The following is a 14,113-nucleotide window of genomic DNA, read 5'->3' as shown; positions in this document are numbered from 1 at the left end:
GCTGGGAAGGAAAATACATTCAGTTTCATTCAAGCAGCCATTTCCACACCGGCTTAACCGCTATTTTCTTCCCTTTTTCTCCAGCCCGGCTCCCCAGATTTATCCCCGGAATATCCTCGTCACCCGGTTTCAGACTTCCCTCATCACCAGGTATCAGAACCTCTTCCTCATCCAGAGTCAGGATAAGCCCCTCTTCAAGCCCGAACTTCTGCATAGCTCCCAGCAGCCCTTCGACCTCCCTTTCCCTAACCGCCGGATTCCCGAAATAAGTCGAAACCTGAATGGCCTCCATAATTTCCTGTCCCTGCCCGACATCACGCTTAACCACAAAATCGCATTCCCTCCTGTCCCGGAAAAAGAATAACTCTTTTCCCCTCCGTAAAAGCTCCAGAAACACCAGGTTTTCAAACCTCAACCCCAGGCTGTCCGGGTAATTTGTCGCCACGGTCTTGAAAAAACCGGTGTCTCCTGCATAGACTTTACAGGAAGCAGCCATTACTTTCTCTTTCCAGTTCAAGTCCAGGTTTCTGTTTCTGCTCCCGATTTCAGAATTATCCTGAGTCTCAGAATTATCTTGGGAATGATTGAGGCCCGGGACCCTGTACAGCAAAAAAGATTCTTCCAGGTAATCGAGGTAGAGACGGACAGTATCCTCACTTTCAATCCCACTTACCTTTTTCAGCGTCTCGAAAGAATACTCGCTCGCTACATTGGAGAACAGGAAGACTGCAAGCCTTCTCAGCCCTCCCCCATCAGGAAATTCGTGCCGGTCAAGGATTTCCTTCTGGAGGACCTCTTCAAAATAGTCCCGTGAGAGTTCAAAGTCCTCGTTTTTTATGACCTGAGGGAAGCCGCCGTTATCAAAATATTTCAGGAAATGGGACAAGATTTCATCTTTTCTGGAAGTGGGAAGGGAATCAAGGTCCGTATCAGACATTTCGATCCCCTTCAGCCGCAGGTATTCCTTGAAAGAGAAGGGAAAGAGCCTGAGCGGCTTGCTCCTACCCGTGAGGAAGGGGCCGTTTCCGGAGTTCAGGAACTTTGAGTTTGAACCGGTGACAAAAACCTTTATACCATCTTCGTAAAGCTTTTTCAACCAGCTTTCCCAGAGTGGGATGTGCTGGATTTCTTCCAGAAAATAGTAGACCTGCTTTTCTCCACCCTCTTCAATCTCTTTTTGATCAAGTTCTTTTCCGGAACTTTCGTAAAGTTCTGCAGCAATATCCCGGATATCCTGAAAATTCCGGGGTTCGAAATCTTCCGGCTTGATTATTTCAAAATTGATGTAGATTTTTATTCCGTCCAGCCTGTCCGCTATCTGCTTCAGTAAAGAAGTCTTCCCACAGCCCCTGATCCCGCAGATCATGACAACTTCGCTGTCCTCCAGATATAAGTCTATTTTCCGGTCGTGGGGGATGAGGGCCTGATGTTTTTGAAAGAAGGCCTGCCGGGAGAGGATTATACGGCGGAGTTCGGATTTTTGCATTGTATCCTGTAAGGCTTTATGAAGTTCACTTATATAGCTTTCATTGGCATTTGATAGGTGGTTATATATGGATAGTAAATGGCAATGAATGGTTTAGGAAGAAAGGAAGAAAGGAAGAAAAAAGGAACAAAGGGCACTATTCACACACTATATAACTAATGTGGCAAAGATTCCACATTTGGCCTTAAATCGGGTGTAAAAAAGCTACTTTTTCAAGCAATATCCTTCACCAGATACACCGTATCAACAAGGGGTCCACGGTCATTTTCTATTACCCGAGCCGTTGAAAAACCCTTTTTCCCGTAAAGAGCCAGAGCAGACCGGTTTGTGGACCAGGTACATACGTACATCCGTTCCATTCCTTCGGAGCGCATCTGTTCTTCCAGGAGGGTTATGAGTTCCGAAGCTAGCCCCATGTTCCGGAAAACGGGGTTTACCGCCACAAAGGAGATGTACGCATTGTTTTCTCTTTCCCACTGCTTTTCGTAGCTGATAAGCCCGGCAATTCTATCAGGTCCAGTGGGCCTGTCAGGCTGGGGGAATGTCTCTATCCCTGTTCCTTTTCTTGTTCCTGTTCCTTTTCTTGTTCCTGTTCCTTTTCTTGTTCCTGTTCCTGACCCTAACCCTGACTCTGACCCCGGTCCCAACCCCGGATTCGAGATGCCTTCTGCCATCAGGAAATTAGCGTCAGGTTTTACAAGGGAATTTTCAATCCGTTCTTCAATCCCCCCGGGCCTTTGGGAAAGGGGCGGGTAAAATTCCGAATCCACAAGTTCTATGAACTCCCGAATCTGAGAGTGGTCGTTTTTTTCGGCTTCCCGGAAAAAGATCTGGAGAGGTTTATTTTCTGTGATCATGTTTTTCACGCAAGATGCAGGTGCAGGCATGTTTGCAAAGAATATTCATAAGCATTTCGCCTGCTTCTTTTACGAGCAGGAATTGATTCTTTTGCCTTCCAATGAGGCCTTTCCGGAGGATCTGATGTTTAATAATTTCTAGAGACACCTGGTTTCAAGGATTTATAGTCCCAAATGTAAATATTTACACTTACTTTAGAACCACGGAAGACACAGAAAGCACGGAAAGATTGTTCCTTTATTTCCTATTCCGTGTTTTCCGTGCCTTCTGTGGTTAAACCTGCACTTGAGATTGGTGAAAATATTTTGGCCCTTGACTATATTTGATTTTGAAATGTGTAATTAATTTCTGGATTCACTATAAATTTGCGATAGCTATTTATATTATTACATAGGTACTAAGTTGCCGCATTCTTCCTGGGTACAGGGGGAATCGGGGGCTCTTCACCCTCTGTGCCGACCGGAACCTTCTTAACGACAAACCGGACACACATCCGTCGCTCAAAGTCGTGAAGAAACCTAAAAAACTTCCGGAAAAACCATCCCTGCCCGTTTGCAGATGGCCTGGTCAATGAGGTCCCGGAGTTCTTACCGGATTGACTTGAAATTAAAAAGTTTTTATACTCACTGGAAATATATATATATGGTTAATCCGGTAACATGGGTCTGTACCCCCATTAACGAAAGTGGAACACATAAGGTCCTTTACTAACATTACTCATCACTCCACCCTGGCAGGCGAGTGAGTTGTTCCGGTAATGGGTGAAGGATCAGAAAAGAAGGATAAGGACATCAGTTGATGCTTTTTGTGGTAGAGAAGCAAAATTCTGAATCTGTCCAGGCGAGGAAGCGAGAACAGAAAGGTTATGCAAAGGCACATTTCATTTCTTAACGATGCCTCAAAGGCTGTGCAGCGCTCAAGATGTCTCAAAGCTGTTCAGCACTATCGGAAATGAAGATTTGCCTCTGGCTTTTCCTGCCCACTTCCGAACCATCTACTTCTTTTCTAACTCTTCTATTCACTTCCACCTTTTTCGTGAACTTCTTTAACCCATAACCGTTTTGTTTAACTTACTCTGCTTAACTTACTCTGCTTAACTTACTCTGCTTAACTTACTCTGCTTAATTAACTTTTTTAGCCCAACTTTGGTTAAAAAATATTACTCCGTGTAATTATATTTTAGCCCCCCCTCTAATTATTTCCATGGTTGCATGAAAAGAGCCCACTGCATGAGATATATCTGGAAAAATTATTTATAATAATAAGCTACAAATGCATGGCTTGTATTTCTGTTGCGGGAATACAAAAAAGTTCTTCGCTAAGTCATAACGATCATCACTTCACCCTGGCGGCAATGAGTGGTTCGTTTCGTTAGGTGGGCGAAGAACGGGTAAAAGGAAATATTGGGCAATAGGTATATTTGAAAGTGGTAGATAACGGCAAGTATGCCTGAAAAACCGGTGGAAAGGCGTAGCGTAAAGGTTTGAAGCAATCCGTATCTATTTTTCCAGATCGATGCCTCAAACGTCGTATAACAAATGCCTCAATGTTATGCGGTGATCACAGATGCGCACTTTTAACCCTGGAATCCCGTTAGTGTACGGTATTTTCGGGGCAAAGAAAGTGGATTTGCTTTTTGCCTTATTAGGCGCTTTCGCCCTTCCACCCTCTATTTTCTCCAATACATTTTCCCCTTACATTTTCCCCTTACATTTTCCCCTATACCTTCCAGTACCTTACCCAACGCCATCATGTCACGGGAGAAGAGGAAGAAGAAAAAAGTTGAATGAAATTCTCTGCAACTAATTTTTCCTGGTGTTTTCGTTATTTTCGCTACTTTCGTTATTTTCGCTATTTTTTTGGTATCTTCCTGGTATTTTTTCGGGTAGTTCACTGTTAAGCACTTAATCCGGAAAGGTCACAGGTTTTCGGCAGACCAGTCGGTAACTGCTTTTACCCACTGCTTGAGCCTTTCCGGACTGCTGAGAGAAGGTGTACCGCATCCAAGCTTGCTAGCTTTTGCTCCCCCATCCAGTCCTCTTCTCGTTTCTTCCCGGATCTGCTCTTCTGTACCGTCAATCATCAGGAGAGGAGTTACATTGCCGACCACGGGCACGTTCCTTGCGATCTTTACGACTTCTTCCATCTTGACTGCCTGTTCGACACTAAGACAGTTTGCCCCGGTGGCTGCCATACCCTCGATAATCGGGGTTGTGTCGCCGCAGATATGAAGTTCCCACGGGCATCCCAGCTTGTGGATGAATTCCCCGAGTTCTATTTCCGCGGGTACGCCCACCTGGTAGTAGAAATCCGGGATGAGGAGGTTGGGCGAGGCAGAAGCATCGGAATAGTAAAGTGCGTCTGCCCCGGCTTCAATACAGGCCCTGGCATAGATCTTATTAATTTCCAGGGCTTTGGAAAACCATTCGATTATTTCGTCCATGACCTCCTCGTGATTCAGGCTCTTGCAGCTTAAATTTGCAAGGTTCTGAACCCCCATCAGATATCCCGTAAGGGTGACAGGCCCGACCAGGAAGGGCGTAATTGCAGCATCAGGAAACCTTTCTTTTGCAAACTCCGTAGCTTCGATGGTGGTTCTGACGTATGGGTCTGCCAGGAATTTGTCCGGGTCAAGGTTCACTTCCTCTGGAGTTTCAAAGAATCCTTTGACAGAAGGCTGGATATCTATCCTTCCCATCTTAACCTCAAGCCCGAGGGCTATGGATTCCACAAACATCCCAAAAGGCATGACAATATTGTCAACCCCCGCGTCCGTATGCATCAGACTCGCAGCATTGACCATCATTTCCGAATCATGATGATAATCGGGGAAAATTCCCCCGCTTTTCTTAATATATTCCGCAACCATGGCGGAACCCGAGATTACGGGGACCCTATCTACAGGTTTCCGCTTGAGCATGGCCAGAACTCGTTCCCTTGAAGTCATTTCATCCTGCACGTTTTAACTCTCCTTTTTATCTCTTTAATAATTATACAAGCAATATATATTTAATTTGCTTTTTAGAACCCCTGTCCTGGCCCGTAATATCTACGGTAAATCCCAAAAATCAGACATCAGGAAACTTGTCTTACTCTTTCAGGCTCTTCCCAAGCTCATTTTTTACTTAACTTTGACCGAATTTTGACCTTATTTTTACTTATTTACTTTTTTTAGCCCATTTCCCTGGCCACGAACCTAAACTGCAAATGAAATCGCACCTTAAAAAATCAATAAATAAGTTAGGGACTAATTAAGGGATAGGAAATTCCTCCTTAACCATGAAGGAGCATCGGAGAATTCTATGAAACCTAAAACTCTGAAACGATCACCCATTCTTTTTATCACACTGGCTCTCTGCCTGCTCTCCCTGACAGCTAGCCCCGCAGCAGCCCTGCTGGACCCGATAGCCGCCGAAATCCCCTACCAGGTCAACAACTCGGACCGAATAGTAATCGGAAATGTCAGCGACATCGAACCGCATTACGATTACACGATTGTCACAATTACCGTCGAAGAGTGGCTGTACAACCCGATCCCCTCTGAAACCATAAAGGTGAGAACCGAAACCGGCACAGGCGTCTGGACCGAAGACCAGCCCGAATTCGAGGAAAATGAAGAAGTGCTCCTCATGCTGAAAGACCTGGACCTTGAGGACCGGCTCTTCAAAGTGTCCGTGTATTTCCCCGGAAAGCACCCGGTTTCCGACAGGGATGCCGTGATTGAGGAACTGAAAGTGCAGGGGAAATGGCAGGGAGAATATGAGACGGACGATGATGGTGCTGCAGGCGAGCCGGAAGAAGGAGAAGAAGGAGAAGGTACAGCCACAGAATCAGAAAACACTCCTTTCATTGGGCAGGAAGGAAATGAGACCGGCGAAGATGGGGTTGAAGGCAAGGAGGCTGAGGGAGAAGACGATGAGGATTCAGGTGCTGAATCAGAAAGTACTCCTTTCGTTAGTTCGTTGTGGGTGCTTGTGGCATTGGTAGGGGCGGTTTTCGTACTTGAGAGAAGGGAATGAAACAGGGGTTTTTGAAAAGAAGTGCGGATGCTGAACTTAAACCGAAGCAGCCGGAATAGCCTTATCGAGTCTGTATTGTTCCGGGCGTAAGCCCGGCCTGCCCAGAATAAAAATGAAGAGATAAAACAATCAAAATCAAAAAAACAGAAACAAACGGCTTGAAATATCAATATTTGAGGGATTGCGACATCTTCTTTTAAGATTTCTTCTTATTTTTCGCACGTATATACTCAACACGCTTTAATATTTTTGATGCCTCGCGACCTTTTCTCATTTTAATCAGTAACTGAGCATAATTTTCTAACAATCTCAAAAAATCAGGATGGTCTTCTCCCTTGGATTTTTCCATAATGTTTATTGATCGAACAAATAATTCTTTAGCTTTGAGGTTTTTCCCCCATAACGTGTAGAGTGCTGCTAAATTATTGAGAGAAGTTGCTACTTCAGGGTGTTCTGAACCTAAAACTTTCTCTTTGATAGCAAGGGCACGCTTAAAAAGTGGTTCGGCATCAGAATGTCTGCCCTGGGTATCGTAAAGTGCTGCTAAATTATTGAGGGAAGTTGCAACGTCAGGGTGTTCTGAACCCAAAATTTTCTCTCTGATAGCAAGGGCACGATTGTAAAGTGGTTCGGCATCAGAATATTTGCCCTGGGAATTGTAAAGTAATGCTAAATTATTGAGGGAAGTTGCTACGTCAGGGTGTTCTGAACCCAAAATTTTCTCTCTGATAACAAGGGCACGATTGTAAAGTGGTTCGGCATCAGAATATCTGCCCTGGGACTTGTAGAGTACTGCTAAATCATTCAGACTTTCAGCGAGGTCTGGATGATCCGGATCAAAAATAATCTTTCTGATGTTTAAAGCACGATTTAAAAACAGTTCACATTCTTCGAAACGTGCACGTTCATACAGGTATTTACTAATTTCATTCAGCAGTTCTGCAGCCTCTTCAGTCTCTATGTCCCATAATTCAATATATTCTGCACAGGTCTGTGCATGTGGGAGAAGCTTATCACAAAGTTCCCAGTTTTCATACTTAACTTCAGGAAATGCACGATTTACAGCTTTGATAATACGTTCAATCCATAGCTTATGTGTGTTTTCATCCATCTGAACTTTAAGAACAGTTTGTACGAGGCGGTGGATGTCATATGTACTTTTATCGTAATCAGTATAAATAAGTGAAAATTGTCCAAGTGGTTCCATAACTTCTCTGAAAATTAATGGATCGGCCTCGGCTTCAAAAAGTGCTGATGAAAGATTTTCGCCCAGTTCCCTATATCCCTTAATGAAAATTTCAAATGGAATCTTATTGCAGTTGAGAAAAGCACTTACAAATAGGATATCTGCCGAAGCTTTTGAGGATTTGTCTATTTGTTCAAAATTTAACAACCAGGTAGTTGCCACCGATTTTAAGTATTTACCGGCTGAAACTTTAGACTTTTCAAGAAGCTCTAAACCACGCTTACGATAACTTGAAAGATACTCAACAAAGCTACTTTTCATTCTGTGAATATAAGCTCCAGCTTGCTCTATGGCCAATGGTAAATAATCAAGTTCTTGAATGAGTTCTTCGAGCGCATCGATTTCAGAAACATCGAGATTTTGGCGCCCTGTACGCCTAATGAAAAAATCCTTCGCCTCTTCAGGAAGCATTTTTTCAATTTCAATTGGATTTGTAATCCCAAGGTTGTCAAAAACTTGAGCTCTTGAAGTTAAAAGAATATGACCCTGTGGATTTGGAGGTAAAAAATTCTCGACAACTTGAGGATCGTCAGCATTATCGAGGACTAATAACCAACCTTCATTAGTTCTTAACCAATTCTTTACAACAGAGACAACCAGGTTCTGATCTGAATCATCTTTAACAGGCAAGTCCAAGATTTTTGCAACCGAAACAAAATCTGAAATAATTGAATCATCAGAATCTGCTTTTACCCAAAGAATGAATTTATATTCATCATTGTAGCAATACGTATATTCAATTGCAGTCTGCGTTTTTCCAATACCACCTAGTCCACAAACTGCTACTGGTTGCGATAAAGCTACTGTTTTATTTGAAAGAAGAGCTTCATGGATTTGCTCTAACTTTTCTTCACGTCCCGTGAAAAAAGGATTTCTTGAGTAAGGAACGTTTGACTTTGGCCCTTTATTTTTGGGGTGCTCGGAACCGGAATTTTTACCAATAACCTGAATATGAGAATTAGGAGACAAGTCACTTTCTTGTATTTTTTTGTCCAAAACAGCAGTTATCTCAGGAGGGAACTTTTCAGCACGGGCGTATTCTATAACATCAGAATTACCATCAATCACTAACGGAATTTTATGCTCAATCAATACTTCCAATACCGGCTGATTTTTTTTCTTAAAATTGGAGATAAATTCTTCGCGCACCAGGGAACCATATAATTTGAAGTCTTCAGGATGCAGTCTAATTGTTAGAAGGAGCTTATTCGAATCAATAAAGACCTTCGTGTAGTTATGTAACCACCAGTATACGCTGTTATCCGAGGCAATGGAAAATATCTTAACGCTTTCAATTCTAACTCGCCTGCTGTCTACATCAAGTTCATCTGCAAAACGTAAAAGCGATGCTACCAATTTTTTGCGACCTCTTGGGTCACAAATAAAAGAAGTCAGACAATCGTCAATTGGCAACTTGGAATGGAATTTGCACACATCCATTAAATCGTCTACGAGATAATCAGGTACACTTTTGATCCATGGAGATAACACCGAATCATTACTTTCATACAGGTAGTCGATCCAGGCTGCGGAGAGGTAATGATGGTTCTTGCGAATCTCATTCTGCTCTTCTGGCGAATATCCATTTGTCGTTTCCGCGGTGAATGCTACACCGAACTTTGCGCCTAAATTTTCGGCTCTCTTTTTCACATCAGGATACTCGACAACATCGCACTGCATCCCGATGTCATGCAAATAAACGCCTGCGAGAAGCAGGTAAATTTCTTGTTCTGAAAATTCTGCATCGGGATTTACCTGGAGCAACTTTTCTACAAAATAAGCAATTCTTTCACTGTGCTCGATACCGTGGTCAGTGTAATTCTGTACTATTCTTGGTGCGTCATTTGCCCAGATACTCTCCATTACCCCACGAATCAAAGCAAGGCTGTTAGATAACTTAGGATCTGAAATATATTTTTGTAAAATACGGTTTTCGACTTCTGTATATCCGGGCATGCTATCCTCATATCCAAGCTCATTACTTTTATTCTAAATTGAGTGAGATGACTATTTGATAACATCATATTTCAAAATTATGATATAAGTGTTGTTAATTTTGTCATTCTTGATAAAAAAGCAGCTAGAAGGAAAGCGTGGATGAGATATAATTCTCATCATTTCAAAATTCAAGGCAGTTTTGGGCAGACGCGCTTCGCGCGAACAAAAACGACGGGAATACGGTATTCCGGCAGCTCCGGAAAAGAGTTTGAAAGATTAGCTAAAAACCGACCCCGAAAAAATACAAACACAGAAAGTTAAAGCCCAGCCTCTTTTCTCAAATCCCGCACACTTCAATCAATTCTTTCGCCCACTTCAATTTCATCTTCTTAATCGGGTTCACGCCGGGATCTTCAAAATCGAACCCTGCAAGCTTGATGCTCGCTGCCCCAAACTCCTTTGCCACAAAGACGCAGCGGTCCCCATCACTGAAGCCGCCAAAGTTGTAGACGCGGTCAAAGGGCTCGGCCTGGGTCGTGGCTATAAAGCGCTTGAAGCGGGACACGTATTTTTCAAGCTTATCGGTGTTGTCTCCGTGGGCGTGGATAAGGACGAGGGAGCCTTTTTCGCAGGCGAGGATTTCTTTTTCGATGTCGTCTTCGGAGTTGCCGTCAAGGTCGGTGCAGATGACTTCAGGGACACGGCCGAGGTCCATCAGGACGGCAGCGGCTCCGTCGGCTGCGATTATTACAAAAGAGGAAAGGTCGATTTCCGAAAGTTCAGCCCGGAGTTTTGGGGCGTTTCCACAGACAAGGACGGGTTTTCCGGAAATCGTGGTTTTAAGTTCGGAGAGGCTGGCCGTGTTTGAAGCGGTCAGCATCCCGGAGAGGATCCGGGCTGCCTCTTCGTCCCCGCTGCGGTCGAAGCCGAAATCAGCAAGGATTCGCTCGTATATCGGTTCCCAGGCGGCAAAGTCCAGATTAATCACTCCTCTCCGTTTTCCTTTTTTCCTTGTTATTTTTTTCTGTTAGTTGTTTATTCCTTCAGTCGTCTGATTCCAGGTCCTTTGCGATTCCGATCTTCATGGCAATGCCTTCGACTTCCCAGTCCTTTACGAGGTCTCCGGTGATTTCGTCTTCGTTGGAGAGTTCGAGGACGCTTGCCCGGACTTCTTCTGCGAGGAGTTCGCCAAGGGTGTCGACCAGGTCAAGGACCCTGTCGTCGTCGATCTGGACCAGGGCTATGATGTTATCGTCAACAATGAGGTCGAGTTCCTTCCTCATGTCCTGGACCCTGCGGATTACTTCCCTGGTGAACCCTTCTGCTTCGAGTTCTGGGGTAAGGTTGGCGTCCACGTAGACGAGGCCTGCATCGGAGTTGGCGCTTGCGACGCCTTCGGGGAGGGTTTCGTTGAAGTTTGCCATTTCGGGGGTGACGGTCACGACCGAGCCGTCGGCAAGGGTGAGTTCGAACTCGCCGGCTTCGGCAAAGGCTTTCTTGAGGAAAACGCCGTCGATTTCCTTCAGGGCGGGGACGACTTTTCCGGCGTCCTTCTTGAAGACCGGGCCGATCTTGCCGGGGTCGGGGATTACTTCGAGACCCAGTTCGTCCCAGCTTTCGCCAACGGCGGTGAGCACGATGTCCTTGGAATTGGTCTGGTCCATCAGGACGGATTTGAGACGGCTGACCGCTGTTGCAGCTTCTTCGTTTTCGGGGCTCAGGACGATCCGGGAAATCGGCCACCTGAGTTTCCTGCCTGCTTTCTGGCGGGCGTTCGAGGAGGCTTCCACGATTGCGCGGGCGGTGGCCATTGCGGCTTCAAGTTCGGAGTCCAGGAGGTCCTCGTTAACCTTCGGCCAGTCGCACATGTGCACGGACTCGAGGGCTTTGGGGTCCACGTTCCTGGCAAGGTTCTGGTACATCTCCTCGGCCAGGAAGGGCATGAAGGGGGCTATCAGTTTTGTGAGGGTTACGTAGATCTCGTAGAGCACGCGGTAGGCTGCAAGCTTGTCCGGGTCGTCGGCTTCGGTCCAGGTCCTGGGCCTGATGAGCTGGATGTACCAGCGGGAGAGGTCTTCCAGGGTGAACTCGAAAATTTCCCTGACCGCCTTGTGGAGCAGGTAGCCGCTCATGGCGTCGTCCACGGCTTTAATCAGGGACTGCAGCCTGGAAAGGATCCATTTGTCTTCTTCCCTGAGGGCGCCTTTCACGGAGTCCAGGGAGACCTGCATGGGGTCGAACTTATCCAGGGCCATGTAGGGCAGGGGGAACCTGAAGACGTTCCAGAGGATGTTGATGGATCGGTGAACGGTTTCCACTTCTTCCAGGTTAAACTTAAGGTCTTCCCAGGGGGCGCTGGTTGAGAGCACGTAAGCCCTGAGGGTGTCGGCTCCGACCTTGTCGATCACTTCCTGGGGGGTGACAACATTTCCGAGACTTTTGGACATCTTCTTTCCGGTGGAGTCCAGGGTGAAACCGTGCATAAGGACGCTCTTGTAAGGAGCTTTTCCAAAGTTCACCATGCTGGCTCCAAGCTGGGAATAGAACCAGCCGCGGGTCTGGTCGTGGCCTTCGGTAATGAAGTCGGCAGGCCACCATTCGTCAAAGTCCTCCCTGCTGTGCGGGAACTTCAGGGTTGCCCAGGAAGCAACAGCCGAGTCAAACCAGACGTCAAAGACGTCTTCAACACGCTTTTTCTCGCCGCCGCACTCACAGGGGATGGTCACTTCGTCCACGTAGGGCCGGTGCAGCTCGATTTCCCCGCCTGCGTTGGAGGACTTCTCTATTAGTTCTTCCTTGGTCCCGATGACCTCGATACTGTTACACTTCTGGCATTTCCAGACTGGAATCGGGACTCCCCAATAGCGCTGCCTGGAGATACACCAGTCCCGTGCGCCTTCCACCCAGGTCCTGAAACGGGCTGAGCCTGCCCAGTCGGGATACCAGTCCACGGCATCGATTTCCTCGAGCATTTTTTCCTTGAGATCGGTAATTTTAAGGAACCACTGTTCGGTTGCCAGGTAGATGATCGGGGTCTTGCAGCGCCAGCAGTGCCCGTACCTGTGGGTAATCGTCTCTTCGGCAAGGAGGCGGTCGCGCTCATTCAGGTCGTTGATGATCCCGGGGTTTGCCTCCCGGATGTTCTGGCCTGCGTAGCTGCCTGCTTCCTCGGTGTAGGAACCGTTAGGGCCAACCGGACAGAAAATGGGCAGCTTGTTCTTGATCCCCACGGCAAAGTCGTCCATCCCGTGCCCCGGGGCGATGTGCACACAACCGGTATTTTCTGCGGTTACGTACTCAGCCTCATAGACGTTATGTTTGAACTCTTTCTGGACCGGCACCAGGTCCCCGAGCGGGCTTTCGTACTCAAGCCCTGCAACGTCTTCCCCGAGCATGGTCTCAAGGACCTCGTAATCTGTGTACCTGCCCTTCTTGAGCACGTTTTCGATGAGGGGGGTTGCGGCGATCAGGACTTCTTCCTTTCCGTCCTGCCGGACTGCCCGGAATTTTGCGTATTCAAAGGACGGGTGAACTGCAACGGCGATGTTCGAGGGGATGGTCCAGGGGGTTGTGGTCCAGATCACGATGAAGGTGTTTTCTTCCCCCTTGACCTTGAACTTGACATAAATGGAAGGGTCAGTCCGGTCATCATACTCCACCTCGGAGTCGGCAATTGCGGTTTCGCAGCGGGGGCACCAGTTGACTACACGCTTGCCCACATCCAGGAGGTCCTTGTCCTGGGCCTGTTTGAGAGTCCACCAGGCGGCCTCGATGTACTCGTCTTTTAGGGTCATGTAGGGGTCTTCCCACAAGAGCCAGGTCCCGAGGCGCTCGAACTGCTCTGTCATAGCCTCCTTCTGGGTGATAGCGAATTCCTTGCATTTTCCGATGAAGTTCCCTACCCCGAAACTCTCGATGTCCTTCTTGGACTTGAAACCTAGCACCTCTTCGACCTTGACCTCGATGGGCAGTCCGTGCATGTCCCAGCCCGGCCGCTCCATGATGTTGCGGTTATTCATGGAATAATAGCGGAGAATGGAGTCCTTGATAATCTTGTTCCAGGCAGTCCCCAGGTGAATGTGCCCTGTGGTGTAAGGTGGGCCGTCTACGAAGAAGAGCTTTTTTCCGGGCTTGCGGTGTTCCCGGGTCTTACGGTACGCATCGCTGTCTTCCCAGAATTGCGTTACCTTTTGTTCGATTTGTCCTGCATCATACTTGGCAGTAATTTCTTTTATCATGTGGGGGTCTCCCTGTGAAAGATAAGGTTGATTGATAAAGTTGACCAGCGTGGTTAATCTATAAGGTGGATCGATAAGGTTAACCGATGAGGTTAATCGACAAAGTTAATCGATAAGGTCAATCAATGGAGTTAATTGTTGAAGTAAACCTGCTCGTTTCGGAGCATGCAAGCTTCCTATTCCTCGCACAATTTACTTATGATTTGGCTCATCAGGTCCGGCTATCAAGTCCGGGCAGTCAGTGCAGTTTATTCAGTAATTACTGCACTCAATTTAAGCTTTATTATAGAAACCTGGAAAAGGAACCTGCTGCCACCCCGCAGATGAG

Annotated in this window: 8 protein-coding genes; 1 reads left to right on the top strand and 7 read right to left on the bottom strand. The window is 46.5% G+C overall.

All coding sequences use genetic code 11. The annotated features are described in order from the left end of the window. Positions 1–25: 25 nt before the first annotated feature. From ACSAZK_RS02670 to ACSAZK_RS02655, 4 genes are all read right to left on the bottom strand, one after another. Positions 26–1,486: an ATP-binding protein gene (locus ACSAZK_RS02670; RefSeq protein WP_440955881.1), complete on the bottom strand. Its 1,461-nt coding sequence runs from the start codon at positions 1,484–1,486 to the stop codon at positions 26–28. A gap of 212 nt (positions 1,487–1,698) precedes the next feature. Continuing rightward, a complete protein-coding gene (locus ACSAZK_RS02665) occupies positions 1,699–2,343 on the bottom strand; it encodes a GNAT family N-acetyltransferase (protein ID WP_440955880.1) in 645 nt (214 codons plus the stop codon). 1,670 nt (positions 2,344–4,013) lie between these two features. Beyond that, positions 4,014–4,238, bottom strand: a complete 225-nt coding sequence (locus ACSAZK_RS02660) for a hypothetical protein (RefSeq protein WP_440955879.1) — start codon at positions 4,236–4,238, stop codon at positions 4,014–4,016. A 24-nt stretch (positions 4,239–4,262) separates the two neighbouring features. Beyond that, positions 4,263–5,303 (bottom strand): uroporphyrinogen decarboxylase family protein, encoded by a 1,041-nt coding sequence (locus ACSAZK_RS02655; RefSeq protein WP_440955878.1) that lies wholly within the window; start codon positions 5,301–5,303, stop codon positions 4,263–4,265. A gap of 343 nt (positions 5,304–5,646) precedes the next feature. On the opposite strand from ACSAZK_RS02655, the gene ACSAZK_RS02650 reads away from it, so the two are divergent. Further along, a complete protein-coding gene (locus ACSAZK_RS02650; RefSeq protein WP_440955877.1) occupies positions 5,647–6,363 on the top strand; it encodes a hypothetical protein in 717 nt (238 codons plus the stop codon). A 196-nt stretch (positions 6,364–6,559) separates the two neighbouring features. Here ACSAZK_RS02650 and fxsT read toward each other — a convergent pair whose 3' ends face one another. From fxsT to ileS, 3 genes are all read right to left on the bottom strand, one after another. Then, on the bottom strand, positions 6,560–9,565 hold the full coding sequence (gene fxsT, locus ACSAZK_RS02645) for an FxSxx-COOH system tetratricopeptide repeat protein (RefSeq protein ID WP_440955876.1): 3,006 nt from the start codon (positions 9,563–9,565) through the stop codon (positions 6,560–6,562). Positions 9,566–9,884: 319 nt separating this feature from the next. After that, positions 9,885–10,526 carry a 6-hydroxymethylpterin diphosphokinase MptE-like protein gene (locus ACSAZK_RS02640; protein ID WP_440957085.1) on the bottom strand — a complete coding sequence of 214 codons (642 nt, stop codon included), beginning with the start codon at positions 10,524–10,526 and terminating at the stop codon, positions 9,885–9,887. 64 nt (positions 10,527–10,590) lie between these two features. Then, positions 10,591–13,785 (bottom strand): isoleucine--tRNA ligase, encoded by a 3,195-nt coding sequence (ileS, locus tag ACSAZK_RS02635; protein ID WP_440955875.1) that lies wholly within the window; start codon positions 13,783–13,785, stop codon positions 10,591–10,593. Positions 13,786–14,113 lie beyond the last annotated feature (328 nt).

It is taken from the genome of Methanosarcina sediminis, from assembly GCF_052056915.1.
In the GTDB taxonomy this organism is placed as follows: domain Archaea; phylum Halobacteriota; class Methanosarcinia; order Methanosarcinales; family Methanosarcinaceae; genus MTP4.
The sequence above is the reverse complement of the archived record's forward strand: the minus strand, read 5'-3'. Positions and strand labels throughout refer to the sequence as shown.